This is a genomic window from Streptomyces crystallinus, from assembly GCF_039521265.1.
GTDB lineage: Bacteria > Actinomycetota > Actinomycetes > Streptomycetales > Streptomycetaceae > Streptomyces > Streptomyces crystallinus.
Map to the genome: position 1 here is coordinate 16050 of NZ_BAAACA010000035.1, position 23123 is coordinate 39172.

The 23123-nt window shown below is 73.2% G+C and carries 16 protein-coding genes; 7 read left to right on the forward strand and 9 right to left on the reverse strand.

All coding sequences use genetic code 11. From position 1 onward, the window contains the following. The first annotated feature begins 101 nt into the window (after window positions 1-101). On the forward strand, window positions 102-3437 hold the full coding sequence (locus ABD236_RS24280; RefSeq protein WP_344076738.1) for a S8 family serine peptidase: 3336 nt from the start codon (window positions 102-104) through the stop codon (window positions 3435-3437). A 73-nt stretch (window positions 3438-3510) separates the two neighbouring features. Here ABD236_RS24280 and ABD236_RS24285 read toward each other — a convergent pair whose 3' ends face one another. After that, window positions 3511-5001 carry a M28 family metallopeptidase gene (locus ABD236_RS24285; protein WP_344076740.1) on the reverse strand — a complete coding sequence of 497 codons (1491 nt, stop codon included), beginning with the start codon at window positions 4999-5001 and terminating at the stop codon, window positions 3511-3513. 291 nt (window positions 5002-5292) lie between these two features. Between ABD236_RS24285 and ABD236_RS24290 the strand changes: the two genes are divergently transcribed. Next, on the forward strand, window positions 5293-6321 hold the full coding sequence (locus ABD236_RS24290; protein WP_344076742.1) for an aspartate-semialdehyde dehydrogenase: 1029 nt from the start codon (window positions 5293-5295) through the stop codon (window positions 6319-6321). A 337-nt stretch (window positions 6322-6658) separates the two neighbouring features. Here the strand turns inward: ABD236_RS24290 and ABD236_RS24295 are convergent, their stop codons facing one another. Further along, the gene (locus ABD236_RS24295) at window positions 6659-7171 is read right to left on the reverse strand and encodes a DUF1203 domain-containing protein (protein WP_344076744.1); all 513 of its coding nucleotides are present in this window, start codon (window positions 7169-7171) and stop codon (window positions 6659-6661) included. Window positions 7172-7331: 160 nt separating this feature from the next. Between ABD236_RS24295 and pepN the strand changes: the two genes are divergently transcribed. Beyond that, a complete protein-coding gene (gene pepN / locus ABD236_RS24300) occupies window positions 7332-9905 on the forward strand; it encodes an aminopeptidase N (RefSeq protein ID WP_344076746.1) in 2574 nt (857 codons plus the stop codon). 303 nt (window positions 9906-10208) lie between these two features. Here the strand turns inward: pepN and ABD236_RS24305 are convergent, their stop codons facing one another. Genes ABD236_RS24305 through ABD236_RS24315 form a run of 3 tightly spaced genes read right to left on the reverse strand, consistent with a single transcriptional unit; the run spans window position 10209 to window position 13193 of the window. Then, entirely contained in the window at window positions 10209-11204 is a 996-nt protein-coding gene (locus ABD236_RS24305) for a LysR family transcriptional regulator (protein ID WP_344076748.1), read from the reverse strand. 23 nt (window positions 11205-11227) lie between these two features. Beyond that, window positions 11228-12133 (reverse strand): DMT family transporter, encoded by a 906-nt coding sequence (locus tag ABD236_RS24310; protein WP_344077095.1) that lies wholly within the window; start codon window positions 12131-12133, stop codon window positions 11228-11230. A gap of 52 nt (window positions 12134-12185) precedes the next feature. Continuing rightward, window positions 12186-13193 carry an EamA family transporter gene (locus ABD236_RS24315; protein WP_344076750.1) on the reverse strand — a complete coding sequence of 336 codons (1008 nt, stop codon included), beginning with the start codon at window positions 13191-13193 and terminating at the stop codon, window positions 12186-12188. 79 nt (window positions 13194-13272) lie between these two features. Between ABD236_RS24315 and ABD236_RS24320 the strand changes: the two genes are divergently transcribed. Then, window positions 13273-13776, forward strand: a complete 504-nt coding sequence (locus ABD236_RS24320; protein ID WP_344076752.1) for a MarR family winged helix-turn-helix transcriptional regulator — start codon at window positions 13273-13275, stop codon at window positions 13774-13776. A 90-nt stretch (window positions 13777-13866) separates the two neighbouring features. Here the strand turns inward: ABD236_RS24320 and ABD236_RS24325 are convergent, their stop codons facing one another. Genes ABD236_RS24325 through ABD236_RS24335 form a run of 3 tightly spaced genes read right to left on the reverse strand, consistent with a single transcriptional unit; the run spans window position 13867 to window position 16434 of the window. Next, entirely contained in the window at window positions 13867-14094 is a 228-nt protein-coding gene (locus ABD236_RS24325) for a hypothetical protein (protein WP_101388341.1), read from the reverse strand. Between the two features lie 20 nt (window positions 14095-14114). Beyond that, window positions 14115-16247: a 4-alpha-glucanotransferase gene (malQ, locus tag ABD236_RS24330; protein ID WP_344076755.1), complete on the reverse strand. Its 2133-nt coding sequence runs from the start codon at window positions 16245-16247 to the stop codon at window positions 14115-14117. 4 nt (window positions 16248-16251) lie between these two features. Then, window positions 16252-16434: a hypothetical protein gene (locus tag ABD236_RS24335; RefSeq protein WP_425543944.1), complete on the reverse strand. Its 183-nt coding sequence runs from the start codon at window positions 16432-16434 to the stop codon at window positions 16252-16254. Window positions 16435-16665: 231 nt separating this feature from the next. On the opposite strand from ABD236_RS24335, the gene ABD236_RS24340 reads away from it, so the two are divergent. After that, on the forward strand, window positions 16666-19722 hold the full coding sequence (locus ABD236_RS24340) for a glycoside hydrolase family 84 protein (protein WP_344076758.1): 3057 nt from the start codon (window positions 16666-16668) through the stop codon (window positions 19720-19722). A 77-nt stretch (window positions 19723-19799) separates the two neighbouring features. Here the strand turns inward: ABD236_RS24340 and ABD236_RS24345 are convergent, their stop codons facing one another. Further along, a complete protein-coding gene (locus ABD236_RS24345) occupies window positions 19800-20336 on the reverse strand; it encodes an HNH endonuclease (protein ID WP_344076760.1) in 537 nt (178 codons plus the stop codon). Between the two features lie 254 nt (window positions 20337-20590). Between ABD236_RS24345 and ABD236_RS24350 the strand changes: the two genes are divergently transcribed. Further along, complete coding sequence (locus tag ABD236_RS24350) at window positions 20591-21670, forward strand: mechanosensitive ion channel family protein (protein WP_425543937.1); 1080 nt, start codon at window positions 20591-20593, stop codon at window positions 21668-21670. Window positions 21671-21893: 223 nt separating this feature from the next. Continuing rightward, window positions 21894-23111: an ROK family transcriptional regulator gene (locus ABD236_RS24355; protein WP_344076762.1), complete on the forward strand. Its 1218-nt coding sequence runs from the start codon at window positions 21894-21896 to the stop codon at window positions 23109-23111. Window positions 23112-23123: the final 12 nt, after the last annotated feature.

The window sequence follows — 23123 nt, forward strand, 5'->3', positions numbered from 1 at the left end:
TCCGATTCCGGGCTCGGTCAACTCTCCACAAACAACCGTCATATAGGAAATGCTCAGCGGTCATCCGGCACCGTATTCCGGACCCTTTCTGACCATTAGGGATGCTGATGACCCCCGATTCGCCGCGCGCCATACCCGGCGCGAGACGCACGGCCCGTATAGCGGCCGCGGCAGGCCTGGTGGCCGCGCTCATCACCGCGGGCGCCGCCCCCGTCTTCGCCGCTCAGGCGGCCGACCCGACGCCCGCCCCGGTGAAGTCCACCCCGGCGAAGTCCCCGGCGGACCCGGCGGCCAAGCTGGGCGCCGCCGACGAGCAGCGGCTCGCCGAGGCGCAGGCCAAGGGCGAGAAGACCGTCACCGTGATGGTGGCGACCGCCCCCGGCGCCACCGGCGCCGTCTCGCACCAGCTCGACGCGGTCCCGGGCGCCACCGTCGGCAAGACCGACGACAAGCTCGGCTACGTCCGGGCCACCCTGCCGACCGGCTCCGCCGAGTCCGCCCTGAAGGCCGCCGCCAAGCTGCCCTCCGTCCACGGGATCGACCTCAAGCAGGAGATCCAGCTGGACGACCCGACCCCGTCGGCCGACAGCGCCAAGGGCGCCGCCGCCCCGCGCCGGTCGCTGTCGGGCTCGTACGCGGCGCCGGGCAAGGACACGCCCGCGAAGAACCCGTACAACCCGTCCTTCGAGACGGGCGCGGTCGACTTCGTCAAGCAGCACCCCAAGGCGGACGGCCGCGGCATCACCATCGGCGTCCTGGACTCCGGTGTGGACCTGGGCCACCCGGCGCTCCAGAAGACCACCACCGGCGAGCGCAAGATCGTCGACTGGGTCACCGCGACCGACCCGGTGGCCGACGCCGACGGCACCTGGCGCCGGATGAACACCGCCGTCTCGGGCCCGGAGTTCACCTACCAGGGCCGCACCTGGAAGGCCCCGGCGGGCTCGTACGACGTGAGCCTGTTCTCGGAGAAGGTCACCGCGGGCGGCGACGCCAAGGGCGACGTGAACCGCGACGGCGACACCACCGACACCTGGGGCGTGCTCTACGACCCGGTCGCCCAGACCGTCCGGGTGGACCTCAACAACAACGGTGACTTCACCGACGACGAGGCCATGAAGCCGTACAAGGACGGCTACCAGGTCGGCTACTTCGGCACCGACAACCCGGCGACCGACGTCGTCGAGCGGATGCCGTTCACCGTCGAGATCCGCAAGGACGTGAAGTACGACGCGGCCGGACACACCTCCGACTACGTCAACATCGGCATCATCGAGTCCGAGCACGGCACCCACGTGGCGGGCATCACCGCCGCCAACGGCCTGTTCGGCGGCAAGATGAGCGGCGCCGCCCCCGGCGCCAAGATCGTCTCCTCGCGGGCCTGCAACTGGTCCGGCGGCTGCACCAACATCGCGCTGACCGAGGGCATGATCGACCTGGTCACCAACCGCCACGTCGACATCGTCAACATGTCGATCGGCGGCCTGCCGGCGCTCAACGACGGCAACAACGCGCGCGCCGAGCTCTACAAGCGCCTGATCGACAGCTACGGCGTCCAGCTGGTCATCTCGGCCGGCAACTCGGGCCCCGGCGTCAACACCATCGGCGACCCGGGCCTGGCCGACCACGTCATCTCGGTCGGCGCCGCGATCTCGCAGCAGACCTGGGCGGCCAACTACGGCTCCAACGTGTCGAAGAAGTACGACATGATGCCGTTCTCCTCGCGCGGTCCGCGTGAGGACGGCGGCTTCACGCCGACCCTGTCGGCGCCGGGTGCCGCGATCAACACCACCCAGACCTGGCTGCCGGGCTCCCCGGTCAAGGAGTCGGGCTACTCGCTGCCGGCCGGCTACTCGATGCTCCAGGGCACCTCGATGGCCTCGCCGCAGGCGACGGGCGCCGCGGCCCTGCTGCTCTCGGCCGCCAAGCAGAAGCACCTGGACCTGGCCCCGGCCGACCTGCGCACCGCGCTCACCTCGACGGCCAAGCACATCAAGGGTGCCCAGGCGTACGCCGAGGGCGCGGGCCTGATCGACATCGTCGACGCCTGGGACGCGATCCGGGACGGCGCCACGGCCCACGAGTACACCGTGAAGGCGCCGGTGCGCACCGCGCTCGACTTCGCGCTGAAGACGCCGGGCTTCGGCACCGGCATCTACGACCGCGAGGGCGGCCTCAAGGCGGGCGAGAAGAAGACGTACGACGTCACGGTCACCCGCACCACGGGCCCGGACAAGGCCGTCAAGCACAAGCTGTCGTTCAAGAACAACGACGGCACCTTCAAGGTCCTGGGCAAGGACGAGATCGCGCTGGAGCTGAACACGCCGGTCACCGTCACGGTGCAGGCGCAGCCGAAGTCGGCGGGCGTGCACAGCGCCATCCTGGAGCTCGACGACAAGCGGACCAAGGGCGTGGACCAGCAGATCCTCGCCACCGTGATCGTCGCCAAGCCGCTGGCCAAGGCCGCCACCTCGGGGTTCACCTACACCGACTCGTCCTCGGTGCAGCGCAACAGCACGAAGTCGTACTTCGTGACCGTCCCGGCGGGCGCCAAGGCCCTCGAGGTCTCGATGGGCGCGCTGCGCTCGGGCAGCCAGACCCGGTTCATCGCGATCCACCCCTACGGTGTGCCGGTCGACGAGACGGGGACGCCCAACTGCTACCCCAACTACGACAACCCGGCCAACAAGTGCCGCCCCGACCTGCGCTCCTACGCGGACCCGCAGGCGGGCGTCTGGGAGATCGAGGTCGAGTCGCGGCGTACGTCGCCCTACCTGGACAACCCGTACAAGCTGGACGTGGCGGTGCTCGGTGCCACCTTCGACCCGGCCGTGAAGACCGTGCCCGAGGCGAAGATCGGCACCTCCACGCCGGTCGAGTGGAAGGTCACCAACAACTTCGCCGCCATCGACGGCAAGCTCCAGGGCGGCTCGCTGGGCTCCGCGAAGGTCGCCAAGCCGACCATCAAGGCCGGTGAGGTCCAGACGAGCACGCTGACCATCGGCGAGGGCGTGGAGCGCCTGGACGTCGCCATCGGCGGCGTCTCGGACACCGCGGCCGACCTCGACCTCACGGTCCTCAAGGACGGCGTGCAGGTCGGCTCGTCCGCGGACGGCGACTCCGAGGAGGCCGTCAGCCTGGTGAAGCCGGCCGCCGGCACCTACACCATCCAGGTCGCGGGCTACGCGGTCCCGTCCGGCTCCACCACGTACAACTACCGCGACGTGTACTACGCGCCGTCGCTCGGCGCCGTCAAGGTCGACGAGTCGAAGGTGGTCAAGCTGGCCACCGGCGCCACGGCGGCCGTCTCCGCGCAGGTCGTGGTGGCCGGCGCGGCTCCCGAGGGACGCCAGTTCTTCGGCGACGTCAAGCTGGTCAACGCGCGCGGCACCGCCGCGGGCGCCGGCAGCGCCGTGATCGAGAAGGTCACGCCGTGACCGGCTGAGTGACACACGGAGGGGCCCGGCGTTCGTGACGAACGCCGGGCCCCTTCGTACGGTCGCGTGCGGCTCAGCCCTTGAGCGAGCTCAGGTCCTGGGCGTAGGTGCCCACCGCGTGGGCGATCACGTCGACGTTGAGGTCGAAGTACTTCTTGTCGATGTTCTTCAGGGTGTCACCGGCCGCGTGGTAGTTGGCGTCGTAGGGCTGCCCGGCCGTGCCGCCCGCCTTCGCCGCCTGCTCCTCGGTCTTGAGGCCCTCGGCGCCGGTGAAGGTGCCGCCCGCCGGGATGCCCTGCTCGATGAAGGGGCCGTAGTCGGAGCGGCCGTCGAAGTCGGTGCCCCAGTGCGGGACGCGCTTCTTGTCGAGGAAGCCGTTGATCAGCCGCTCGATCTGGGCGGAGCCGGCCGGGCCGGCGCCCGCGCCCGTGTTGTCGGAGTTGTCGCCGTCATAGACGAGCTGGGCCGGGTTGGGCGAGGCGATCATGTCGAAGTTGAGGTACAGCTTGATCTGCTGCTTCTGCTTCTCCGTCAGGGACTTGACGTAGTGCTCGGAGCCCAGCAGCCCCAGCTCCTCGCCCGACCACCAGGCGAACCGCACCTTGTTGGCGAGCGGCTTGGGGTGCTTCTTGGTCTGCTTGGTCTCCTTGGCGAGCTTCAGCGCGACCTCGAGCAGACCGGCCGAGCCGGAGCCGTTGTCGTTGATGCCGGGCCCGGCCTTGACGGAGTCGAGGTGGCTGCCGAGCGCGACGACGCTGTCCGGGTCGCCGTTGCGGGTCTCGGCGACGACGTTGCGGGTCTTGTGGGCGATCGCCTCGGTGGCGACGTCCAGGGTGACGGTGACGTCGCCCTTGGCGACCTGCGCGGCCAGCGCCTCGCCGTCGGCCAGCGAGATACCGGTGGCCGGGATGTGCGCGTTGGCGGGGTCGCTCACGGTGCCGTGGACGGGGGTGGTGCCGGAGTGGTTGTAGAGGATGATCCCGGCGGCGCCCGCCTGGGCCGCGACGGCCTCCTTCTGTACGAAGGTGCAGTTGCCGCGCTTGACCAGGGCGATCTTCCCGGCGAAGGAGCCCGACGCGTAGTCGTCGAGCTCGCAGCCCGGGGTGGCGTCGACGCGGGCCGCCTTGACCTGGGCGGTGAGACCGCCGGCCGGGGACGCCTTGCTGTAGTCGAACACGGTCGTCTTCAGCTCACGCGGCTCCGGCGCCACGACCGAGAGCTTCTCGCGCAGGGTCTTCGACTCGTACACGTCGAAGTCCTGGTACGCGACGTCGTAGCCCGCCTTCTTGAGCTGGCCGTAGACGTACGCCGCCGAGGCGTCGAAGCCCGGGGTGCCGGCCGCGCGGTTGCCGCCGTTGGCGTCGGCGATCTTCTGGAACTGCTCCAGGTGGCGGTAGGCGCTCTCCCCCGACGACTGCGCCACCAGCTTCCTGGCGAGCCGCTCCGCCTGCTTCTGCGGGTCCTTGCGGTCGTGCGAGTGGGCGACGGCGGGACTGGCGGCCGCCAGGAGTACGGGGGCTGCGGCCAGGACCGCTATGGCCCGGGTGCGGCGGGATACGCGCACGGGGTTCCTCCGGAATACGGGTGCTGGTGACCGTTTATCGGCCTCGACTGGCAGGACCGTAACCGGCGAAAAGGCTGTCCGGGGGCATTCCGGCGCGGATGCAATAGAGCTGCCATGAACTCGTCACAAGTGGGAAGGGGTCTCCCGCTTAGTGGTCCGGTGGTGGTCCGGGTCGGCCGTGTGCCGTCCCACACCCCGGACAATGGATTGGACAAGTCCGCCGGGCGCCGACGCATGATGGAAGCGCCCGTGCCGTAGATGCGCCTACCTGCGCGTACAGAAGGAGTCACCGTGAGGGTCGGAATCGTCGGAGCCACCGGACAGGTCGGCGGAGTCATGCGGAGCATCCTCGCCGAGCGGAAGTTCCCGGTCGACGAGCTGCGCCTGTTCGCCTCCGCGCGCTCCGCGGGCTCCACCCTCACGTGGGAGGGCCGGGAGATCACCATCGAGGACGCCTCCACGGCCGACTACACCGGCCTGGACATCGTGCTCTTCTCGGCGGGCGGCGCGACCTCGCGCGCGCTGGCGGAGAAGGTCGCCGGGCAGGGCGCCGTGGTCATCGACAACTCCTCCGCGTGGCGGGGCGACCCCGAGGTGCCGCTGGTGGTGTCCGAGGTGAACCCCGAGGCGATCAAGGACCGGCCCAAGGGGATCATCGCCAACCCGAACTGCACCACGATGGCCGCGATGCCGGTGCTGCGGCCGCTGCACGAGGAGGCCGGGCTGACCGCGATGGTCGCCACCACCTACCAGGCCGTGTCGGGCTCGGGTCTCGCGGGCGTGGCGGAGCTGCACACCCAGGCGTGCGCGGTGGCCGAGACGGCGGACCAGCTGGCCTTCGACGGGGAGTCGGTGGCGTTCCCGGAGCCGGGCGTCTACAAGCGGCCGATCGCCTTCAACGTGCTGCCGCTCGCCGGGTCGATCGTGGACGACGGGTCCTTCGAGACGGACGAGGAGCAGAAGCTGCGCAACGAGTCGCGCAAGATCCTGGGCATTCCGGGGCTGAAGGTCTCCGGCACGTGCGTCCGGGTGCCGGTCTTCTCCGGCCACTCGCTCCAGGTGAACGCGCGGTTCGAGCGGGCGATCGGGGTGGAGCGGGCGTACGAGCTGCTCGCCTCGGCGCCGGGGGTGGAGCTGTCGGAGATTCCTACTCCGCTTCAGGCCGCGGGGCGGGACGCGTCGTATGTGGGCCGGATTCGGGTGGACGAGACCGTGGAGCACGGGCTCGCGCTGTTCCTGTCCAACGACAACCTTCGTAAGGGGGCGGCGTTGAACGCGGTGCAGATTGCTGAGCTGGTGGCGGCGGAGCTGCGCGCCTGACGGGCTGTCTTTGCCCCACCCCGCCCCTTCCCTCAACCCTCCGGGGGTGGGAGGGGGCGGAGGTGTTCTCCCGGGGGCTGCGCCCCCGGACCCCTGAGCGGGGCTGCGCCCCTGAAAACCCTCGTCCGTCTGCGGGCCGGTGACCGGTTGCTCGCGCAGTTCCCCGCGCCCCTGAAAAGCCCCGTTCGTCTGCGAGTCGTGGCCGCTTCTCGCGCAGTTCCCCGCGCCCCTAAAGGCCTCGTGGCTGAGCTGGCTTCTCCGGCTGCAGCCGACTGCCTAAGGGGCGCGGGGAACTGCGCGGCCAGCCACCCACCCAGCCGCAGACAAAGGCCGGGCCTCAAGCTCGTCGCACCTCGTAGAGGAAGCAGCCGTACTCCACGGCCCGGACGTGGAGCAGTGCTACCGCCGGGTCCGCGAAGGCCTCCGCGAAGGCCGATTCGTACGCGGGGGTGGCGTCCTCCGGGATCACCAGGAGGCGGCCACCCACGATGTGGCCCTCCGCGTCGTAGCGCCGCACCGTCCGCAGCGCCCCCGCGTGCGCGAACGGGTAGCTGTCCAAGGCCCGCGGGCCGTCGCAGGCCGCGTGGATGAACACCGGGCCCTGCTCGTCGTACGCCCCCGGCTTCGCCCACGTCCGCGCCGCCCACCGCCGCAGCGGCGCGTACGAGACGAGCGCGATGCGCTCGCCCGGCGCGCTCAGGCGCAGACAGCAACGCAGCGGCGCGCCGCCCTCCTCGTCGATGAAGGGCTCGCACGGGCGCCCGGCGTCGTCCGAGACGCGGAGCTGGTCGAGCGCGGCGGGCGAGATCGCCAGGGCGGTGTACGCGAGGGACTGTGTCGTCTGGGTCATGACTCCAGGCTGCCGGGCCGCCCCGCCCGCCACCGGCGGAATTCGGACCTGGAGGCCGCCGGGCAAAAGCCCTGTACGTGCCGGGGACGTCTCGTGCAAGGATGGCCGGAACCGTCACGATCTGATGGATCTAGCTGAAGTTTCTGAAGGAGATGGCCGGGTGCCTGGCACGAATCTGACCCGTGAAGAGGCCCAGCGGCGCGCGGAGCTGCTGAGCGTCGACTCGTACGCGATCGAGCTCGATCTGAGCGGCGCGCAGCAGGGCGGGACCTACAGGTCCGTGACCACCGTACGCTTCGAGGCCGCCGAGGCCGGGGCGCAGACGTTCATCGACCTCGTCGCGCCCACCGTGCACGAGGTGGTGCTCAACGGCACCGCGCTCGACCCGGCCGCCGTCTTCGCCGACTCGCGCATCGCGCTCGCCGGCCTCCAGGCGGGCCCGAACGAGCTGAAGGTCGTCGCGGACTGCGCGTACACCAACACGGGCGAGGGTCTGCACCGCTTCGTCGACCCGGTCGACGACCAGGCGTACCTGTACACCCAGTTCGAGGTCCCGGACGCGCGCCGCGTCTTCGCCTCCTTCGAGCAGCCGGACCTGAAGGCGACCTTCCAGTTCACCGTGAAGGCCCCTTCGGGCTGGACCGTGATCTCGAACTCGCCGACCCCGGAGCCCGTGGACGACGTGTGGGTCTTCGAGCCCACCCCCCGGATCTCCAGCTACATCACGGCCCTGATCGTCGGCCCGTACCACAGCGTCCACTCCTCGTACGAGAAGGACGGGCAGTCGGTGCCGCTGGGCATCTACTGCCGTCCCTCGCTCGCCGAGTTCCTCGACGCGGACGAGATCTTCGACGTGACCCGGCAGGGCTTCGACTGGTTCCAGGAGAAGTTCGACTACGACTACCCGTTCGCCAAGTACGACCAGCTCTTCGTGCCGGAGTTCAACGCGGGCGCGATGGAGAACGCGGGTGCGGTGACCATCCGCGACCAGTACGTGTTCCGGTCCAAGGTGACCGACGCCGCGTACGAGGTGCGCGCCGAGACCATCCTGCACGAGCTCGCCCACATGTGGTTCGGCGACCTCGTCACCATGGAGTGGTGGAACGACCTGTGGCTGAACGAGTCGTTCGCCACCTACACCTCGATCGCCTGCCAGGCGTACGCCGAGGGCTCGAAGTGGCCGCACGCCTGGACCACGTTCGCCAACTCCATGAAGACCTGGGCGTACCGGCAGGACCAGCTGCCGTCCACGCACCCGATCATGGCGGACATCCGCGACCTCGACGACGTGCTCGTCAACTTCGACGGCATCACGTACGCCAAGGGCGCCTCGGTGCTCAAGCAGCTCGTCGCGTACGTCGGCATGGACGAGTTCTTCCAGGGCGTGCAGGCGTACTTCAAGGCGCACGCCTTCGGCAACACGCGCCTGTCCGACCTGCTCGGCGCGCTGGAGAAGACCTCCGGCCGCGATCTGAGGACCTGGTCGAAGGCGTGGCTGGAGACGGCCGGGATCAACGTCCTGCGCCCGGAGATCGAGGTCGACGGCGAGGGTGTCATCACCTCCTTCACCGTCCTCCAGGAGGCCCCGGCGCTGCCCGCCGGCGCCCAGGGCGAGCCCACCCTGCGCCCGCACCGGATCGCGATCGGCTTCTACGAGCTGAACGAGACGGGCAAGCTGGTCCGCACCGAGCGCATCGAGCTGGACGTGGACGGCGCGCGCACGGCCGTCGAGCTCCCGGCGGGCACCCGCCGCCCGGCCGTCGTCCTGCTCAACGACGACGACCTCTCGTACGCGAAGGTGCGTCTGGACGAGGAGTCCCTGAAGGTCGTCACCGCGCACCTCGGCGACTTCGCCGAGTCGCTGCCGCGCGCGCTGTGCTGGGCCTCGGCCTGGGACATGACCCGCGACGGCGAGCTGGCCACCCGCGACTACCTGGCGCTGGTCCTCTCGGGCATCGCCAAGGAGTCCGACATCGGCGTGGTGCAGTCGCTGCACCGCCAGGTCAAGCTCGCCCTCGAGCTGTACGCGGCGCCGGAGTGGCGCGAGACGGGCCTGGCCCGCTGGACCGAGGCGTCCCTCGAGCAGCTGCGCGCGGCGGCTCCGGGCAGCGACCACCAGCTGGCGTGGGCGCGGGCGTACGCGGCCACGGCCCGTACCGGCGAGCAGCTCGACCTGCTCCAGGGGCTGCTCGACGGCACCGAGGCGGTGGACGGCCTGGCCGTCGACACCGAGCTGCGCTGGGCGTTCGTGGAGCGCCTCGCGGCGACGGGCCGACTGGACGAGAAGGCGATCGCGGCGGAGCTGGAGCGCGACCGTACGGCCGCGGGCGAGCGCCACGCGGCCACCGCCCGGGCCGCCCGCCCCACCGCCGAGGCCAAGGCCGAGGCGTGGGCGTCGGTGGTCGAGGGGGACACGCTGCCGAACGCGGTGCAGGAGGCGGTGATCGGCGGGTTCGTCCAGGTCGACCAGCGTGAGCTGCTCGCTCCGTACACGGAGAAGTTCTTCGCGGCGGTGAAGGGCGTGTGGGAGTCGCGGTCCCACGAGATCGCGCAGCAGATCGCCACGGGGCTCTACCCCTCGCTCCAGGTGTCGCAGGCGACGCTCGACACGACGGACGCGTGGCTGGCCTCGGCGGCGCCGAACGCGGCCCTTCGCCGGCTGATCTCGGAGTCCCGGGCGGGGGTTGAGCGGGCGCTGCGGGCGCAGGAGGCGGACGCGGCGGCGTCGTCGTAACGGGTGCATTGCCCCCACCCCGCCCCTTCCCTAAAGCCCTGGGCGGGCGGCCGGGTGGGGGGGCTCCGCCAGCCCCCCGGGCGGGGCCTACGGCCCCAGCACCCCGCTACACGTTCACCTGCGGACCGGTGGGGGGCTGGTCGCGCAGTTCCCCGCGCCCCTTAGGTAGTCGGCCGCAGCCGGAGAACCCAGCTCAGCCACCCGGCTTCTAGGGGCGCGGGGAACTGCGCGAGCAACCCTCCACGGGCCGCAGGCGAACGCGCAGCGGGGTGCAGCCCGGCCCGGGGGCGTCCCCCGGAGGGTTCAGGGAAGGGGCGGGGTGGGGGAGAGCCCGCGCAGCGCCGAGAGCAACCGGTCCACCCCCGGCGCCCCCTCCGCCCCCCGCCGCACCGCCGCCACCACATGCCGATACGGCCGCCGCTCCGCACCGAGCTCCCGCATCACCACCCCCTCCCGCGACACCGCAGCCATCCGCGGCACCAGGGCGACGCCCATCCCCGCCTCCACCATCGCCAGAATCGCCGTCCACCCCGCCGCGCTGTGCGCCTGCTCCGGTACGAACCCCGCCGCCTCGCACGCCGCCGTCGTGATCTGGGACCACGGGCCGCTGCCGCCGAAGATCCAGGGCTCGGCCGCGAGGTCGGCGAGGCGCAGGTCCGGCTCGGCGGCGAGCGGGTGGCCGGTGGGCAGGGCCACGTCCAACGGGTCGGCAAGCAGCGGCACCACCGTGAAGCGGGGGTCACGGGCGCTCGGGGCGTGCGCCGCCAGCGACAGGGCCACCTCCACCACCCCGGCCGACAGCAGCTCGTACGCCTCCGCCGCCTCCGCCTCCCGCACCCGCACCTCCAGGCCGGGGTGGCTGCGCCGCAGCCGCAGGACGGCCGGGACCACCAGCGCGGGCACGGCCGTGGAGAACGCCCCCACCCGCACCACGCCCGCCTCGCCCCGCAAATACCCGGCCAACTCCGCGTCCGCCCGCTCCAGTTGGGCGAAGACCGCCTCGGCGTGGCGCAGGACCAGATGGGCTGCGTCGGTGAGCCGGACCCGGCGGCCGTCCGCCTCCAGGAGGGTCACCCCGAGCCGCTTCGCCAGGTTGGTCAGCTGCTGCGAGACCGCCGAGGGCGTCATCAGCAGCGCCTCGGCGGTCGCGGTCACGGTCCCCCGGTCGCGCAGGGTCCGCAGGATGTGGAGCTTCTTGATGTCCCAGTCGTACGCCCTGGCGGACGGGTTCCCCCCAGGCCCCCCGGTCCCCCCGGGCTCCCCGCACTCCCCGCGCCCGCCCTGATCCTTCGTGCTCATGGGCCTCAATCTAGCCACGCGCCCTACCGGCGCGACCCCACCACCACCCCGCCCAGGATCAGCCCCATCGACACCAGTCCCGCCACCCCCGTCGCCTCGCCCAGCAGCGCGTACGAGAGCAGGGCCACGCACACCGGCTGGAGGTAGTAGACGACGCCCGCGCGGGCCGCCCCGATCAGGGCGATCGCCTTGTTCCAGGCGAAGAAGGCGACCGCGGAGGAGAGGACACCCACGTACACCAGCGGCCCGACCGTCCCCGGCGTCGCCGCGAAGCCGCCCTGCGCCGCGAGGCTCACCCCGTACACCGGCGCCAGCATCAGCGCACCCAGCGCGAACGTGGTGAACAGGAAGGCGAGGCCGCCGAGTCCGGCGGGGCGGCGGCGCAGCAGGGCGCTGTACGAGGCGAAGGAGACGGCGGCGGCGACCATCCACAGGTCCCCGGCTGCGAAGTCCGGCACGAGCGAGCCCTTGCTCATCAGGAGCAGCACCCCGGCGCAGGCGACCAGCATCCCGGTGGTGCGCCGCGCCCCGAGCCGGGCGCCGCCGAGCCGCTCGTACACCGCCATCAGCACCGGCGACGCCGCCATGATCATGCCCATGTTGCCCGCCGAGGTGGAGAGTCCGGCCTGGTTGACGAGGGTGTTGTAGACCGTGACGCCCAGCAGCGCGGCCAGCAGGACGAAGCCGAAGTGGCGGCGGATCAGGGCGCGTTGGCGCCAGGTCTCACGGGCCGCGAAGGGCGCCACCGCCACCAAGGCGATGACCCAGCGCCAGAACGCGGCCTGGACGGGGGGCACCGAGTCGTGCAGGGCCCGGGAGGCGACGAAGCTGCCGGACCAGACGAGGGTCGCGACGCCCGCGAGGGCGAGTCCGGGGCCTGTGGCCCGGCTCGCCCTCGCGTGGGTTCGGGTGGTGCGGTCTCGCTCCAGGACTGCCACGGCGGTCGCTGCTCCTTCGACGGTTCGGCGGGTGGGTGCCGGACTACCGTCGCACCGCCGCAACCATCACGTCCATCGAATCCTTTTGAGCAATCCGTTCAGTGGAAGTGAACGTTCCGGCCGCCGCCTCCAGCTCCAGCTCCAGCTCCGGCTGCGGCTCCAGCTCCCGCTCCCGCTTCGCCGCCCGCCCCCTCGGCACGTACTGGCCCGCCAACGTCGCCCCGAAGGCGATCGTCATGCCCGCCAGCTGCACCGGGGTGAGCGCCTGGCCGAGCGCGGCCCAGCCGATGACGGCGGCGGTCAGCGGCGACAGCGGGCCGAGGAAGGTGACCGAGGTGGCGGTCAGCCGGCCGATGCCGCGGAACCAGAGCCAGTAGGCGACGGCGGTGTTGACCAGGGCGAGGTAGAGGTAGCCCGCGAGGTTGCGGCCGTCCAGCGCGGGCGGCGCGCCCTCCACCAGGAAGGCGACCGGGGCGATGAGCAGCCCGCCGGCGGTGAGCTGCCAGCCGGTGAGCACCAGCGGGCCGACCCCCTCGGGGCGCCCCCACCGCTTGGTGAAGACGGTTCCGGCGGCCATCGCCACGGACGAGGCGACACCGGCCACGACGCCGACCGCGTCCAGCGCCCCCGTCGCCTTCAGGACGACCAGGCTGACCCCGAGGGCCGCCGCTATCCCGGTGAGCAGCGTCCGCAGCGACGGCCGCTCCCCCAGGAAGACCGCGGCGAGCCCGGCCACCCACAGCGGCCCGAGCGAGCCGATCACCGCGGCCATGCCGCCGGGGAGGCGGTAGGCGGCGAGGAAGAGGAGCGGGAAGAAGGCCCCGATGTTGAGGGCTCCGAGGACCAGCGCCTTCCACCACCACTCACCCCGTGGCAGCCGCCGGGTGGCGAGCATCAGCGCGAGGCCGGCGGGCAGCGCCCGCATCATGCCCGTGAACAGCGGCCGGTCGGCGGGGAGGAACTCGGTGGTCACCGCGTACGTGGAGCCCCAGGAGATGGGGGCGAGGGCGGTGAGGGCGACGGTGGCGATGCGGCTCTGGGTTCGCTTCATGGTGAGTAGCTTACTCCTAAGCTACTTTTCGTCAAGCAACTTTCTTGCGTCCGTTCCAATCGGCTCGGATACTGGTCCCATGACTGCGAACCCCGCCCCCCGTGACCCCGTCGACGCCATCACCGCGCAGTGGGCGGCGGTCCGCCCCGACCTCGACACCGTTCCGATGGCCGTCTACGGGCGCATCTACCGCATCTCCAAGGCCATGGGCGACCGGATCGAGAAGGAGTACCGGCGCTTCGGGATCTCGCGCGGCGAGTTCGACGTGCTGGCGACCCTGCGCCGCTCCGGCGAGCCGTACACGCTCTCGCCGCGCCAGCTCTCGGCGACCACGATGCTCACCACCGGCGGGATGACCGGGCGCCTGGACAAGCTGGAGAAGGCCGGGCTGCTCAGCCGCAGCCCGGACCCGAACGACCGGCGCGGGCTGCGCGTCACCCTCTCCGAGAAGGGCCGGGAGATCGTCGACGAGTCGGTGACGGCCGGTCTGGAGATGCAGCACGAGGTGCTGGACGGAGTGCTCGACGCGGCGGAGGCCGAGCAGCTCAACGCGCTGCTGCGCAAGCTGCTCTCGGCGCACTGAGGCCGTCGGCGGCGAAAAACGGAAAGGCGCCTGGCGGTACGAGTGGGACTCGTACCGCCAGGCGCCTCAGCGCGCGTGAAGCGTGGTCGGTCAGGCCTTCTTCGACTTGTCGAGGACCATGACCAGACCGGCGATGACCGCGAACAGCGCGATGGGCGCGATCACGTACAGGCCGATCGTGTCGAACACGCTCAGGCCGGAGCCCGGGTCGTCGCCGTCGTCGCGGGTGACCGCGAGGGCGGGGGCCGACATGAGCAGCATCATCAGCGTCGTACCGGCTGCCACGGCGCCGGCGCGCAGGGTGTTCTTCTTGTCCACAGTGCAAAAGTAGCGAACGCCTAAGTGGGGCGCGCGCCCGGGGGTGCCGTATGAGTCCGCACGCCCGGTGCCGGGGTGCCGGGGGCGGGCCCGAACACCCGCATGAGGCCGTGCAGCCGGGGCGAGGCGACCACGTCCTCCAGGGCGAGCGGGCGGCCGTCGGGGCCGGCCACCGGCAGGCGCCAGTTGGGGTACTGGTCCCAGGTGCCCGGCAGGTTCTGCGGCCGGCGGTCGCCCACCGCGTCCGGCAGCCACACCCCGACCATCCGGGCCGGGGTGCGCAGCAGGAAGCGGTAGACCGCCCGCACCGCGCCCTCCTCGCCCCGGGCGCCCTCGGGCAGCAGCCCCAGCCGGGCCAGATACGCCAGCCACTCCCCCACCTCGGCCGCGTCCTCGGCCTGCTCCTCGGCGAGCGGGCGGGTGAGCAGCCCCAGGCGGTGGCGCAGCCCGACGTGCTCGCCGGTGAGCCGGGCGGCGGTGGAGGGCAGGTCGTGGGTGGTGGCGGTGGCCACACAGGCCGCGCGCCAGTCGGCCGGGGGCAGCGGGCGTCCGGTGCCCTCCCAGTCGCGCTCGAACCAGAGCACCGAGGTGCCCAGCACCCCGCGCCGGCTCAGCGCCTCCCGCACCCCGGGCTCGACCGTGCCCAGGTCCTCCCCTATGACCACCGCGCCCGCCCGGTGGGCCTCCAGGACGAGCACGGCGAGCATCGCCTCGGCGTCGTAGCGCACATAGGTGCCCGCGGTCGGCTCCTGGCCCTCGGGCACCCACCACAGCCGGAACAGGCCCATCACGTGGTCGATGCGCAGGGCCCCCGCGTGCCGCAGCAGATTGCGCAGCAGGCCCCGGTAGGGGGCGTAGCCGGACGCGGCGAGGACGTCGGGGCGCCAGGGCGGCAGGCCCCAGTCCTGGCCGCGTGCGTTGAAGGCGTCGGGGGGCGCGCCCACCGACATGCCCTGGGCGAAGGTGCGCTGCTGGGCCCAGGCGTCGGCGCCGCCCGGGTGCACCCCGACGGCGAGGTCGTGGACGAGGCCGACCGCCATCCCGGCGTCCCTGGCGGCCCGCTGGGCGGCGGCGAGCTGGGTGTCGGTGAGCCAGGCGAGCCGGGTGTGGAAGTCGACGCGGTCGATGAGCTCGCGCCGGGCGCGGGCGGTGGCGGCCGAGCGGGGGTCGCGCAGCGCGCCCGGCCAGCGGGTCCAGTCCGAGCCGTACCGCTCGGCGAGCGCGCACCAGGTGGCGTGGTCCTCCAGCGCCTGGCCCTGGTGGGCCAGGTAGTCGCAGTACGCGGCGCGCCGCCCGGGCGCCAGCGGCACCCCGTGCAGGGCTTCGAGGGCCTCGCGCTTGAGCGCCCACACCGCGTCCCGGTCGATCAGCTCGCCGTCGTCGAGCACCGAGCGCCGCAGCGCGTCCGCCGCCTTCAGCAGCTCGTCGAGCCGCTTGCGCTCGGTGACGTAGGCGTACTCGGGAACGTCCTCGATCCGCAGGTGTACGGGGTCGGGGAAGCGGCGCGAGGAGGGGCGGTAGGGGGACGGGTCGGTGGGGGTGCCGGGGACGGCCGCGTGCAGCGGGTTGACCTGGAGGAACCCGGCGCCGACGGCCCGCCCGGCCCAGCCGGCGAGCTCGGCGAGGTCCGCGAGGTCGCCCATGCCCCAGGAGCGGGCCGACAGCAGCGAGTAGAGCTGCACCAGGAACCCGTGGGTGCGGGCGGGGGGTTGGGGGGTGCGCTCGGGGGCGACGACGAGGGTGGCGGCGGCCGTGCGGCCGTCGGGGGTGCGGGCGGTGGCCCGGTGGACGCCGAGCGGCAGGGCGGGCCAGGGCGCGTCCGCCTTCTTCGCCCCCGGCGCCGTCCAGTCGGCCTCCCCGCCGTCCTCCGTCTCGACCCGGACGCGGGTGCCGGGCGGCAGGGCGGCGAACGGCGGGGGCGGGGCCGGGTCCGGGTCGTGCCAGTGGACGACGGTCGGCGGCAACAGCCGTTCGGCGGCGGCCCGTTCGGCGGCGGCGAGGGACGCGCCCACCGCCTCGGGGGTCGCCGCGTCGACGCCCAGCGCCGCGAGGACGGCGACGACCGTGGCCTCCGGGACCGGGATGGTGCGGTCGGCCGACGGGGCGTAGGAGGTGGCGACGCCGTGCAGGGCGGCGAGCCGGGCGAGGGTCATGGCGTCAGGCTCCGGCTGGCGCGGCCACCGGGGTCGGTTCGCTGGTCAGGGGCGCCGCCTCGGTCAGGGGCGGCTCGCTGGTCAGCGGTTCGGCGTCGGCCAGCGGAGGTTCGCTGGTCAGGGGCTGTTCGAGGGCGGAGACGGCCACGGGGGGCTCCACGAGGATCGGCAACGGGGGACACAGCAGCCCTACCCCGTGGGCGGGCTCCCAGACGTACAACGTGGGGCAAGTCGCGCTCGTCACCGCCTCGATGTGACCCAGGTCACCGGAACGGGCAATTCCGGCACAACAGTCACGCGCGTTGACACGTTTGGCGTGGGGGTGGTGGGCTCGGGTCCGGTTGCGGTGTTCCCCGCGCCCCACGGGGGCGCTCCAGCGCATCGGGGTCACAAGTCCCCGCCCAGGCGAGGAGATGGCGTGCAGGTCGGGCGTGGCAAGCGGGTGGCCGCCGTCGCGGCCGCCGTCGTCGGCGGGCTGCTCGGTGCGGCGCCCGGCGCCCTCGCGGCTCCCGTGGAGCCCGCGGCCCCCGAACCGCCCTCCGCCACCGGCGCGTCGGAGGTACGGGACGACACCCCGGCCGTCTGGCCCCGGCCGCAGTCCGTCAAGCGGGCGGGACCGGGGCTGCGCCTGGGCTCCGAGGCCGTGCTGATCGCCGACCCGGACGCCGACCCGTACGCGGTGGCAGCGCTCGGGGACGTACTGGACCGGGCCGGAGTCACCACCCTGCACTACGGACTGAAGGGCGCCGGGCCGGTGTTCCGGGTCGGCGGGAGCGGCGCGCAGGACGCGCTGCGCGCCCTGCGGATGGCCGAGCGCGGCGATCTGCCGCCGGGCGGCTACCGGATCGGGGCCGGCCGGGTCGGCGGGCGGGACACGGTCGCGCTCGACGGGGTCGGCGAGGACGGGCTGTTCCACGCCGTGCAGACGCTGCGTCAGCTCCTGGGGCAGGACCGGCGGGGCGGGGCCACCGTGCCGGGCGTACGGGTGCGCGACTGGCCCGCCACCGCCGTGCGCGGCACGACGGAAGGTTTCTACGGGCAGCCCTGGACCCGTGAACAGCGCCTGGAGCAGCTCGACTTCATGGGGCGCACCAAGCAGAACCGCTACCTCTACGCGCCCGGCGACGACCCGTACCGCCTGGCCCGCTGGCGCGACCCCTACCCGGCCGCCCAGCGCGCCGACTTCCGGGCGATCGCCGCCCGCGCCGCCGCCAACCACGTCGCCCTCGCCTGGGCCGTGGCGCCCGGCCAGGAGATGTGCCTGTCCTCCGACAAGGACCTCAAGGCGCTGCTGCGCAAGCTCGACTCGATGTGGGCGCTGGGCATACGCGCCTTCCAGCTCCAGTTCCAGGACGTCAGCTACAGCGAGTGGCACTGCGGGCAGGACGCGCACACCTTCGGGCGCGGGCCGGCCGCCGCGGCCCGCGCCCACGCGCGCGTGGCGAACGCCGTCGCCGCGCATCTGGCCGAGCGCCACCCGGGCGCACCGCCGCTGTCGCTGATGCCGACCGAGTACTACCAGGAGGGCGCCACCACCTACCGGGGCGCGCTCGCGGACGGGCTCGACGCGCGCGTACAGGTCGCCTGGACGGGCGTCGGGGTGGTGCCGCGCACCATCACCGGACGGGAACTGGCGGGCGCCCGGGCCGCGTTCGGGCATCCGCTGGTGACGATGGACAACTACCCGGTGAACGACTGGGCGCCCGGCCGGATCTTCCTCGGCCCCTACACGGGCCGCGAGCCCGCCGTCGCCACCGGCTCGGCCGCGCTGCTCGCCAACGCGATGGCGCAGGCCTCGGCCTCCCGCATCCCGCTGTTCACGGCCGCCGACTACGCCTGGAACCCGCAGGGTTACGAGCCGGAGGAGTCCTGGCGGGCGGCGATCGCGGACCTCGCGGGCGGCGACGCGCGGCTCGGCGAGGCGCTGACGGCGCTGGCGGGCAACGACTCCTCCTCGGTGCTGAGCAAGGCCGAGTCGGCGTATCTGCGCCCGCTGCTCGACGCGTTCTGGAGCTCGCGCGGCGGGGCGGACGCGCCGGTGCGGGACAGGGCGGCGGCGCGGCTGCGGGCGGCGTTCACGGTGATGCGGCAGACGCCCGCGCGGCTCGCGGGCAGCGGCGCGCTCGCCGACGAGGTACGGCCCTGGGCCGACCGGCTGGCCCGCTACGGCCGGGCCGGGGAGACGGCCGTCGACATGCTCCAGGCGCAGGCGCACGGCGACGGCGCGGCCGCCTGGCGGGCCACGCTCGCCCTGGAGCCGCTGCGCCGGGCCGCCGCGACCGGCTCGGTCACCATCGGCAAGGGCGTCCTGGACGCGTTCCTGGCCCGGGCGGCGCAGGCGTCGGCCACCTGGACGGGCGCGGACCGGCCGCCCGGCGGCATCACCCTCTCGCCGGACGCGTACACCGTGCGCCTGGACCGGGTCCGCCCGGTGGAGGCGGTCACGGTGATGGACGACTCCGGCGCCGGGCAGAGCCCGTTGGTCGGCCCCGGCTCGGGGCCGCCCGCCTGGGCCACGGCGGGCGCGCCGCCGGCGCCGGACACCGCGTGGGGCCCGGGGCCCGGGCCCGGCCGGGTGCCCTGGGCCGAGGGCGGGGCGCTGGTGCAGGTGCATCTGCCCGGGGTGGGCTGGCGCAGCCTCGGGCCGCTGTCGCCGGACGGCTGGACACAGAGCGCCGCGCGGGGCGTGCGCGCCGACGCGGTGCGGGTGACCGGACCGACCGCCTCCGTGCGGTCCGTACGGCATCTGGTCCCGTGGTTCGCGGACGAGCCCAGGGCCCGTCTGGAGCTGGCCAGGGACCAGACCGACGCCGAGATCGGCGGGAAGCCGCAGGTGGTGACGGCCGTGCTGACGTCGACCCGGCCCGCGGACGTCCGGGGCGCGCTGAGCGCGAAGGCCCCGCGGGGCCTGACCGTCAGGGTCCCCGGCGGCCCGCTCACGGTCCCGCGCGGCACGGCGGCGAGCGTGCCGGTGGAGGTGGCGGTGGCGCCGGGCACCCCGGCGGGCCAGTACCGGGTGCCGGTGGTCTTCTCCGGGCAGGAGCGCGTCCTGACCGTACGGGCCCATCCGCGCACGGCCGGTCCCGATCTGATCGCCGGGGCCGCGGCCTCCTCGTCGGGCGACGAGACGCCCGCGTTCCCGGCGCGCGCGGCCGCCGACGGCGACCCGTCGACCCGCTGGTCCTCCCCGGCGCAGGACAACGCCTGGTGGCAGGCGGAGCTGGCGGCCCCGAGCCGGGTCGGTCTGGTGGTGCTGACCTGGCAGGACGCCTATGCGAGCGGCTACACCGTGCAGGTCTCGCCGGACGGCCGCACCTGGCGCACGGCGGCGACCGTACGGGAGGGGAGGGGCGGCCGGGAGGCGGTGCGGATGGACGCGCGCGACGTCCGCTTCATCCGGGTGCAGGGAGTGACGCGGGCGACCCCGTACGGCTACTCGCTGTGGTCGGTGGAGGCGTACGGCGTGGCGCCGTAGGGCTTTCGCGGGCGGGCCCGGACACGCCGGAGCCGGGGACCGGCGGACCGGTCCCCAGGGACGACGAAGGCCCGGTCTCAGGCTGAGATGCCGTCGATCCGGGCCAGGGCGTCGTCCGCGCCGAACGGTTGGAGGTACGGGAGCCAGCGTGGGTCCCGGTGCCCCGTGCCGATGATGCGCCAGGCCAGACCGCTGGGCGGGGCGGGCTGGTGGCGCAGCCGCCAGCCGAGCTCCAGCAGGTGCCGGTCGGCCTTGACGTGGTTGCAGCGGCGGCAGGCCGCCACCACGTTGTCCCAGACGTGCTGACCGCCGCGGCTGCGCGGGATCACGTGGTCGACGCTGGTTGCGACGCCACCGCAGTACATACAGCGCCCGCCGTCCCGCGCGAAGAGCGCACGGCGGGTCAGCGGAACGGGCCCCCGGTAGGGGACCCGTACGAATCTCTTCAGCCGGACCACGCTGGGAGCGGGGACGATCCGGGTCGCGCTGTGCATGAAGGCGCCGGATTCCTCTAGGCAGACTGCCTTGTTTTCGAGCACGAGGACGAGCGCGCGGCGGAGCGGTACGACGCCGAGGGGCTCGTACGACGCGTTGAGGACCAGGACGTGCGGCACGGTGGATGCCTCCTTGTACGCCGGCGGCGCGTGGCTCGCGCCGGGACGATCTGCCTTCAGTCTCTCCTCATGGCTGGTCGAAGCGCCACCACGTCCGGGTAACGGCCTTGGAGTGTTTTCGACCACACTCCCCTACATCCCCGGGCCGGGCTCGTCTCTCCCTCGAACACGGCACCGAAGCACACGGGTTGCCCCGTTAGTGTGGTTGGCCTGCCCTCGCACTGTCGGCAGCGCAAGTCCTGGAGGTTCCCGCCGTGCACTGGCCCGCCGTACTGGCCGCCGGATCCCCGTCCGATCCCACCGGTCCGACGACCGCCCCGGTCACCCTCGACGACGCCCAGAAGCAGGCCACGGAGGCCGCGGGCTGGGTCGAGGAGAACTGGTCCACCTGGCTCGCCATCGGGCTGCGGATCCTGCTCATCCTGATCATCGCCTCGGTGCTGCGGGTGCTGGTGCGCCGGGCCCTGACCAAGCTGATCGACCGGATGAACCGCAGCGCCCAGGCGGTGGAGGGCACCGCGCTCGGCGGCCTCCTGGTCAACGCCGAGCGCCGCCGCCAGCGCTCGGAGGCCATCGGCTCGGTGCTGCGCTCGGTGGCGTCCTTCCTGATCCTGGGCACGGCGGCCCTGATGATCCTGGGCGTCCTCAACATCAACCTGGCGCCGCTGCTCGCCTCGGCGGGTGTGGCGGGTGTGGCCATCGGTTTCGGCGCGCGCAACCTCGTCACGGACTTCCTCTCCGGTGTCTTCATGATTCTGGAGGACCAGTACGGGGTCGGCGACTCGATCGACGCGGGCGTGGCCTCCGGCGAGGTGGTCGAGGTCGGGCTGCGCGTGACGAAGCTGCGCGGCGACAACGGCGAGATCTGGTACGTGCGCAACGGCGAGATCAAGCGCATAGGCAACCTCAGCCAGGGCTGGGCCACGGCGGCCGTCGACGTCCAGGTCCGCCCCACGGAGGACCTGGACCGGGTCCGCGCGGCGATCACGGAGGCGGCCGAGTCCATGGCCAAGGACGAGCCCTGGAACGAGCGCCTGTGGGGCCCGGTCGAGGTCCTGGGCCTCAACGAGGTCCTGCTCGACTCGATGGTGATCCGCGTCTCGGCGAAGACGATGCCGGGCAAGGCGCTGGGTGTGGAGCGGGAGCTGCGCTGGCGGATCAAGAAGGCGCTGGACGCGGCGGGCATCCGCATAGTGGGCGGCGCCCCGCTCCCGCCCGAGGACCCGACCCCGGACCCCTCGGCGGCGGTGGCCGCGCCCTCGGCCCTCAACAACCCGACTTCTCCTCAGTCGCTGGCCACTGCGCCGATCCCTCCGGGGGGACTGGCGAAGTAGTCGTTGGGCTGCCGGCTCGTCGTGGCTGGTCGCGCAGTTCCCCGCGCCCCTGAGGGGCGCGGGTCGGCCCCGGTGCTCAGTGCGCCGGGGCCGTCGTGCGTCACGTAACGCTTTGGTAGACCCCCGGGCCCACACCATTGACGCCCCGGTGAACGCCCCCTACCTTCACTGCATCCGATAGGAAACTTTCCTAACAGTGACGCGAAGGGCAGGTGCAGCCGTCGTGGCCGGTACTACCCCCGGAACGCCGCGCGTACTCCGCGCCATGAACGACCGTGCCGCCCTCGATCTGCTCCTGGAGCACGGGCCGCTGTCCCGTACCCGGATCGGGAAGCTCACCGGGCTGTCCAAGCCGACCGCATCCCAGCTGCTCGCCCGGCTGGAGGCGGCGGGGCTCGTCGTCGCCACCGGGACCACCGAGGGGCGGCCGGGGCCCAACGCGCAGCTGTACGCGGTCAACGCGCGGGCCGCGCACGTCGCGGGTCTCGACGTCACCCCGGAGCGGATCCGCGCCGCCGTCGCCGACATCGCCGGGGACGTGGTCGGGGAGTTCGAGGTGCGCACCCCGGGGCGCCGGGGCGGGGAGTCCGTGGTGCGGCAGGTCACCGACGCGCTGGACGGCGCCGTGAAGGCCGCCGACCTCGTCCGGGGCGATCTGCACCGCGTCGTCATCGGCACCCCCGGCGCCTTCGACCCGGGCACCGGGCGGCTGCGGTACGCCTCCCATCTGCCCGGCTGGCACTCCCCCACCCTGCTCGACGAACTCGCGGCCGCGCTGCCGATGCCGGTCGAGTACGAGAACGACGTCAACCTCGCCGCCATCGCCGAGCAGCGCCTGGGCGCCGCCCGCGGCCACGAGGACTTCGTGCTGCTGTGGAACGAGGGCGGGCTCGGTGCCGCGCTCGTCATCGGCGGCCGGCTGCACCGCGGCTTCACCGGCGGCGCGGGCGAGGTCGGCTTCCTGCCGGTGCCGGGCGCCCCGCTGGTGCGGCAGGTCACCAAGGCGAACTCCGGCGGCTTCCAGGAGCTGGCCGGCGGGCAGATGCTGCCCCGGCTCGCCCGTGAGCTGGGCGTCGCGGACATCCCCGCCGGCTCGTGCGTCGAGGCCGCCACCGCCCTGGTCACCCGCGCCTCCGAAGCCGTACGAACGCAGCGGAGCGGGCCCGAGCGGCACCTTCTGGAGACCTTCGCGACCGGCCTCGCCACCGGCCTCGCCTCCATGGTCGCCGTGCTCGACCCCGAACTCGTCGTGCTCTCCGGCGCTCTGATCACCGCGGGCGGCGAGCCCCTGCGCGCGCTGGTCCAGCACGAGCTGGGCGAGCTCGCCGCCTCCCGGCCGCGGCTCGTCGTCGGCGAGGTGCGCCACCACCCCGTACTGCGCGGCGCGCTGGAGAGCGCCCTCGCGGCCACCCGTGACGAGGTCTTCGACACCTCGCGCTGAACCCTCCACCCG